Consider the following 6,463-nt stretch of genomic DNA (forward strand, 5'->3'; position numbering starts at 1 on the left):
CGCGCAGCTTCGCGAGGCCGAAACGCGGCTCGCGGCGCTGACCCCGCGCGAGCGCGACATATTGGACGCGATCGCCGCCGGGCTCGGCAACAAGGCGATCGCGCGGCAGCTCGACCTCAGCCCGCGCACGGTCGAGGTTCACCGCGCCAACATCATGCGGCGCACCGACGCGGGCAGCGTCGCCGAACTGCTCCGCCTCGCCTTCACCGCCGAGCAAGCGCGCGGCGATCCGCTCCATTTCGGAGCATGACGCCGCGGCAGCGCGGCCATGCATGCCCACGGCTGTCTATAAGGGAGATGAACGGTCCGGCGCCTTTGAGTTGGTCCCCATCGGCGCCGCCGTTCGCGCTCGCAGCCGTCCCCACCTGGCTGCGGATCCCAGCGGGGCCGGCGGAGGATGTTCCACCTCCGCCGGTTCCCATTTCATCCCGTGACCAATGCGCGCTGCTCGGCGCGGCCCATCGAGAGCAGGATCGGGTCCGCCGCCTGCCGCGCCATGAAGCCGGCCTTGCCGGCGATCCCCTGCCATTCGATCCCGATCAGCGCCTGCGCGATCGCGCCGCCGAGCGTGTCGCCGGGACCGGGCAGGATGATGACGTCGGGGGCGAACTCCTTGACCGCGACCTGCACCGAAAGCGCGAAATCATAGGGCGCGAGGATCTGGTGGCCGAAGGTGTAATCCCACATGTCGGCCGGATCGGACGCGAAGCGCCGCCAGATATGACCGCGCCCGTCGATCAGCGGGATGGCAGGGTTGCCGAAGAGCGACGCGGGCAATTCGGCCTTCGCCTTGTCCGAGCTGCCGACCATCAGTGGCGTATGAAACGGTCCGTGTCCGGCGAGGCGCAGCGGATCGCGTCCGGGGGTCGGAGGCGCTTCGGCGAGCAGCGCAGCGAGACCTTCCTCGTTGCCGGCGAGGACGAGCATCCCGGCAAGGTCGATCGACAGCGCAAGCGCATGGTCGGGGCGCGACGCGATATCGGCGACCAGCGCGAAGAGTTTTTCACGCAACCCCGGCACCGGGCGCCAGTCCTCATCGACGATTTGCAGCAATATCTGCCCGCCGGGACCGTGCGTCTGGCTGTTGAGCCCCATCGCGTTGCTGATCCGAAACCCGTCCTCGACCGACACCGCGCCGCCGAGCGCGAGCGCGCTGTACCAGCCCATCGAATTGCCGAGGGTCGCGACGACGTCGAACCTGTCGCGGTCGATCGAGAGATAATCGAGCGCGGTCGCGGTGTAGATCAGCGGCGCCGCGACGTCGCCGCGCATATGCGTCGCGACGCTGAAGCGCTCGGCGCCGTCGAGTTCGCTGACGGCCGGCTGGCCCCGCTCGCGGCGCTGCGCGTCGAAATCGGCGATCAGGTCGGCAAAACGCGCGCCATGCAGCCGCGCGATGCTGCCGAGCTCGCCCTTGCCATAGGTGCCGCGTCCGGGCGCGACGACGAGCGCGGTCTTGCGCGCGCTCATGCAAGAAGCTCCTTCGCGGCCGCCACGATCGAATCGCGGCTCGGCAGCGTCAGCGTCGCCGCCTTCCCCAGCGGGATGAAGCTGTCGTCGGCGGCGATACGCGCGAGCTTCTTGCCCGGCACCCGCTCGACGAAGGTCGCCATCAGCGCCTCGCTCTGTGACCCCGTGATGCGGCATTCGTCGACGATCAGGATGCGTTTCGCCTCGCCGACCGCGGCGACGAGCTTGTCCTCGTCGACCGGCCCGAGCCAGCGCAGGTCGATCACCCGCGCCTTCACGCCATCGGCGGCGAGCAGTTTCTCGGCCTGCCGCGAGAGATAATATCCATTGCCATAGGTGACGATCGCAAGGTCGGTCCCCTCGCCATGCACCCCGACGTCGCCGAAGCCGATCGGCGCGCCCTCGCCCGGTGCCTCATAGACGCTGGTCCACAGGCCGTCGCCTTCCTCGTGGAGGTCGCGCGTCATATAAAGCGCGATCGGCTCGACGAAGACCACGACGCGCTGCTCCTCGCGCGCGAGGCGCACGCATTCGCGGAGCATATGCACCGCGTCGCGCCCGTTCGACGGCACCGCGAGGATCACCCCCGGGATATCGCGGAAGACCGCAAGGCTGTTGTCGTTGTGGAAATGGCCGCCGAAGCCCTTCTGGTATCCGAGCCCGGCGATGCGGATCACCATCGGGTTCGCGTACTGGCCGTTCGAGAAGAAGCTGAGCGTCGCCGCCTCGCCGCGAATCTGATCCTCGGCATTGTGGACATAGGCGAGGAACTGAATCTCGGGCATCGGCACGAAGCCGTTGTGCGCCATGCCGATCGCCAGCCCCAGAATCGCCTGTTCGTCGAGCAAGGTGTTGATCACGCGCGCCGAGCCGAAGCGCTGATGCAGCTTCGCGGTGACATTGTAGACCCCGCCTTTCGGCCCGACATCCTCGCCCATCACGGCGATTTCCTTGTGCGCCAGCATCAGGTCGGCGAGCGCCCAGCTTAGCAGCCGCGCCATATGCATCGGCTTGTCCATCTGCCCGGCATCGCTGCCGAACATCGCCTTGCGGTCTTCGTCCGACGGCGTGTTGGCGCGGGCAAGGTCGCGCTTCGGCGGTACGAGGCTTTCCATCACGCCCGCGGGAGTGGTGATCTTCGGCCGCTTGATCGCCGCTTCGGCCTGCCGCGCCAGCGCCCGGCCGATTTCCTCATAGGTTTCGGCAATCTCGGCGGGGGACATCCAGCCTTGCTCGGCCATCAGCGCCGCACCGCCAAGCAGCGGATCGCGCGCCTCATCGGCCTCGATCAGCGCCTTGGGCAGATAGGCACCCTGCACGTCCGACCCCGCATGGCCGTAAAGCCGCACCGTGCCCATGTGGAGGAACACGGGCCTCCGCGTCCGGCGCGCATAGTCGGCGGCTTCCTTCGCCCCCGCATAGGCCGCGACGAGGTCGGTGCCGTCGCACTGGATATAATGCAGCCCCGCGCGATGGCGGAACTGCGCCTCGATCCACCCCGTCGGGGTGCGTGTCGAAATGCCGATGCCATTGTCCTCGCAGAGGAAAATGAGCGGCATCGGCGAGCCCTGGAACGCCGACCAGCCCGCGGTGTTGAACGCGCCCTGCGCGGTCGAATGGTTCGCCGAGGCATCGCCGAAGCTCGCGAGCACCACGGCGTCGTCGGGCAGCGCGCAACCCTCCAGCCCCAACCGCCGCGCGATGCCGATCGAGAAGGCGGCGCCGACCGCCTTTGGCAGGTGCGAGGCGATCGTCGAGGTCTGCGGCGGGATCGCGAGCGGCTTCGATCCGATCACCTTGTGCCGCCCGCCCGAAATCGGGTCCTCGCTCGACGCTGCGAAACTCAGCAGCATGTCCCACGCCGGCGTCCCGCCCGGACGCTGGCGCGCGCGGTGGAGCTGAAAGGCGTTCGAGCGGTAATGGAGGAACGCCATGTCGGTGACGCGCAGCGCCGCGGCGACCGCGGCATTGCCCTCGTGCCCCGACGATCCGATCGTGTAGAAACCTTCGCCGCGCGCCTGCAGGTGGCGCGACAGCCGGTCCATCTGGCGGCTGGTGAGCTGCGACAGAAAGATATCGGTGGCCTCGGCGCGCGACAGGCCGGCGGCGGCAGGGTCGGGCGCGTCCGACCGGTCGGGCAGGGCGCGGTTCGCCAGCGCGGCGAGGAATTTCTCATGTACTGCCTGCGCCGCGTCCACCGACATCCTCCGTCCGCTGCGCCGTTGGTTACCCGTGCAACCATCGGTCTTGGTCTGGCGCGCGCTAGAACGGGGCCGGTCCGCGCGCAAGCATCTCTTGCCTTCTCGCGGCGGCTCGCGCTACCACCATCTGCGATGACCGAGCAGGGCGGGGCCGATATTTCAACATGATGTCGCTGTGGATCGCCCAGGCGTCGGCCGCCGCCGAAACGCCAAACGCCGGGGATGGCAGCGGCTGGCTGATCGATCCCGAGCTGGTCGATCCCGGATACGGCCAGACGATGGCGGACGGCGGGATTCAGACGAGCTTCCCCGCCCCGCCGCCCCGGCCCGAGCAGCCGCAATGGGACCTCGGCTGGCTGCGCGACTTTTTCGAATCGACCGCCCCGGCGCTGAAACCCTTGCTCTGGATCGGCGCGGCGGCGTTGCTCCTGCTCATTCTCTATCATTTCGTCCCCGCCTTCGCCGACTGGGTCGACAATCTCCGCTTCGGCCGCAAACGGAATGACGAGGCGGCGGAGGAAAGCATCGGCGAGGCCGAAGCCGGCGCCGCCCGCGCGCGCCTGGCCGATGCCGATGCGCTCGCCGCCGCGGGCCGTTTCGCCGAGGCGGTGCATCTGCTTCTCTACCGCAGCGTCGACGACATCGACGGCCGCCGCCCCGGCCTCGTCCGCCCGGCGATGACCTCGCGCGAACTCGCCGCGGCCGAGGACCTCCCCTCGGTCGCACGCCACGCCTTCAGCCGGATCGCGCGCGCGGTCGAGATCAGCCTGTTCGGCGGCCGCGCGATCGACGAAAGCGCGTGGCAGGACTGCCGCGGCGCCTATGCCGAGCTCACCGTGCCGAAGAATTGGGCGCGCGCATGAGCGGCGCGCGCACCGGCGATCATGGCTTCAACCCGCTGCTGATGGCGGGGATGGTCGTCGTCGGCGTGGTCGCCTTCATCGCGCTCTGGGCGCTCGTCGCGCTCGGCCCGCAACTGTCGAGCGGCAACGACGGTGGCGGCCATGCGCTGTCGAAGGCCGCGCCGGGCTATGCCGGCATCGTCGACCTGCTCGAACGTGCGGGCGCCAACGTCGAACTGCGCCGCCGCGTCGGGACCAGGGTCGAGGATTCGGGGCCGCTGCTGATCCTGACCCCGACGCCGAACAGCAAGCCCGCGGACATTGAGGAACTGCTCGGCAAGCAGGAAGGGCCCGCACTGGTCATTCTGCCCAAATGGCAGACGATCCGCCTGCCGGGGCAAAGCAAGAAGCCCGGCTGGGTCAGTCAGGGCTTCGCGGTCACCCCCGACGGCAAGCTGCTGCCTGAAAGCCGGTTCGGCAAGGTGGAGGTCCGCGCCCCGGCCGCGAAAGCCCAGACGGTTCCTGCCCGGATCGCCGGGCGGTCGTTTTCGGCCTATCTCCCCGCCGATGCCCAGACCGTCGCCGGCGAGGGGATCGAGCCGCTGATCGCGGGCGCGAACGGCGGCGCGGTGCTCGCCCGCGCGACCGACCGCGATCTCTATATTCTCGCCGACCCCGATCTGGCCGACAATCTCGCCTTTTCCTCGCACGACAAGGCGCGCGCCGCCGCGCTGCTGATCGATGCGATCGGCGAGGATGCCAATGCCGACGCGCTCGTCTTCGACCTGACGCTGAATGGCTTCGGCAGCCAGCGTTCGCTGCTCCGCTTCGCCTTCGTCCCGCCCTTCATTGGCATCACCCTCTGCCTGATCGCGGCGGGGCTGCTCGCGCTGTGGCAGGCGTGGGTGCGCTTCGGCCCGGCGCTGAAGCCCGGCCGTGCGATCCCGATCTCGAAGGCGGCGCTGATCGCGAACAGCGCCGACCTCGTCCGTCAGGCGCGCCGCGAGCTCGACGGCGCCGATGCCTATGTCGCGAGCCAGCGCAGCGCGATCGCGCGGCGGCTGCACGCGCCGGCCGGGCTCGACGCCGCCGCGACCGATGCATGGATCGACCGCCGCCTGCAGGGCGGCACATTGTTTTCCGCGCTTGCGCGGCGCCTGCCGCTGGCGCGCAACCGGCATGAGTTTCTGGAGGGCGCACAGGCGCTCAGCGACATCAGGAAGGATTTGTTACGTGACGGCTGACATCGAAAGCGTCCGGGCGCTCGGCGCCGCGATCGAGGGCGAGGTGGCGAAGGCCGTATTCGGCCAGGCGCCGCTGACCCGCATGGTGACGATCGCGCTGCTCGCGGGCGGGCATGTGCTGCTCGAAGGGCCGCCGGGGACCGCGAAGACCCTGCTCGCGCAGGCCTTCGCGCGCGCCGTCGGGCTCGACTTCGGACGCATCCAGTTCACCCCCGACCTGATGCCCGGCGACATTCTCGGCTCGAACCTCTTCAACTTCCAGACGTCGAGCTTCACCCTCACCAAGGGGCCGATCTTCACCGAACTGCTGCTCGCCGACGAGATCAACCGCACCCCGCCGAAGACGCAGGCGGCGCTGCTCGAGGCGATGCAGGAGCGCCGCGTCACCATCAACGGCGAACCGCACGCGATGAGCCCGCGCTTCACCGTGCTCGCGACGCAGAATCCGATCGAACAGCAGGGCGTCTATCCGCTGCCCGAGGCGCAGCTCGACCGCTTTCTCTTCAAGCTCGTCGTCGATTATCCCGACGCCGCCGAGGAGCGCCGGATCGTCGCCGACCATGGCGGGCGCTTCAAAAGCCCCGCGGTCGGCGATTTCGGCGTCACCCGGATCGCCGAAGCCAGCACGATCGGTGCGGCGATCGACACGATCGCGACCGTCCGCCTCGCCGAGGAGATCGTCGATTATATCGTCCGTCTGATCCGC

The 6,463-nt window shown here is 69.1% G+C and carries 6 protein-coding genes; 4 read left to right on the forward strand and 2 right to left on the reverse strand.

Annotated features, from left to right (window positions below; translation table 11 throughout):
- Nucleotides 1–250: response regulator transcription factor (locus ACE3SL_RS01590; protein WP_374524010.1), on the forward strand; the 250-nt coding region annotated here is incomplete at its 5' end.
- Nucleotides 251–423: 173 nt separating this feature from the next.
- Here ACE3SL_RS01590 and ACE3SL_RS01595 read toward each other — a convergent pair.
- Together ACE3SL_RS01595 and ACE3SL_RS01600 are read right to left on the reverse strand one after the other, a co-directional pair.
- Nucleotides 424–1,470: an ACP S-malonyltransferase gene (locus tag ACE3SL_RS01595; protein ID WP_374524011.1), complete on the reverse strand. Its 1,047-nt coding sequence runs from the start codon at nt 1,468–1,470 to the stop codon at nt 424–426.
- A complete protein-coding gene (locus ACE3SL_RS01600; protein ID WP_374524012.1) occupies nt 1,467–3,674 on the reverse strand; it encodes a thiamine pyrophosphate-dependent enzyme in 2,208 nt (735 codons plus the stop codon). The genes ACE3SL_RS01595 and ACE3SL_RS01600 overlap by 4 nt, the downstream gene beginning before the upstream one ends.
- Nucleotides 3,675–3,835: 161 nt before the next feature.
- Here ACE3SL_RS01600 and ACE3SL_RS01605 point away from each other — a divergent pair, with 161 nt between their 5' ends.
- The 3 genes from ACE3SL_RS01605 to ACE3SL_RS01615 form a co-directional block, all read left to right on the forward strand.
- On the forward strand, nt 3,836–4,534 hold the full coding sequence (locus tag ACE3SL_RS01605; RefSeq protein ID WP_374524013.1) for a DUF4129 domain-containing protein: 699 nt from the start codon (nt 3,836–3,838) through the stop codon (nt 4,532–4,534).
- Nucleotides 4,531–5,757, forward strand: coding sequence for a DUF4350 domain-containing protein (locus tag ACE3SL_RS01610; protein WP_374524014.1), 1,227 nt, complete (start codon nt 4,531–4,533; stop codon nt 5,755–5,757). The genes ACE3SL_RS01605 and ACE3SL_RS01610 overlap by 4 nt, the downstream gene beginning before the upstream one ends.
- A partial coding sequence (locus tag ACE3SL_RS01615) for an AAA family ATPase (RefSeq protein ID WP_374524015.1) occupies nt 5,747–6,463 on the forward strand: 717 nt, incomplete at its 3' end. The genes ACE3SL_RS01610 and ACE3SL_RS01615, both read left to right, overlap by 11 nt.

It is taken from the genome of Sphingopyxis sp., from assembly GCF_041916015.1.
Lineage (GTDB): Bacteria > Pseudomonadota > Alphaproteobacteria > Sphingomonadales > Sphingomonadaceae > Sphingopyxis.

Excerpts from the sequence above, each read along its gene's own strand:
- ACE3SL_RS01600 (WP_374524012.1), bottom strand. The coding sequence starts at position 3,674 with ATGTCGGTGGACGCGGCGCAGGCAGTACATGAGAAATTCCTCGCCGCG.
- ACE3SL_RS01595 (WP_374524011.1), bottom strand. The coding sequence starts at position 1,470 with ATGAGCGCGCGCAAGACCGCGCTCGTCGTCGCGCCCGGACGCGGCACC.
- ACE3SL_RS01605 (WP_374524013.1), top strand. The coding sequence starts at position 3,836 with ATGATGTCGCTGTGGATCGCCCAGGCGTCGGCCGCCGCCGAAACGCCA.
- ACE3SL_RS01610 (WP_374524014.1), top strand. The coding sequence starts at position 4,531 with ATGAGCGGCGCGCGCACCGGCGATCATGGCTTCAACCCGCTGCTGATG.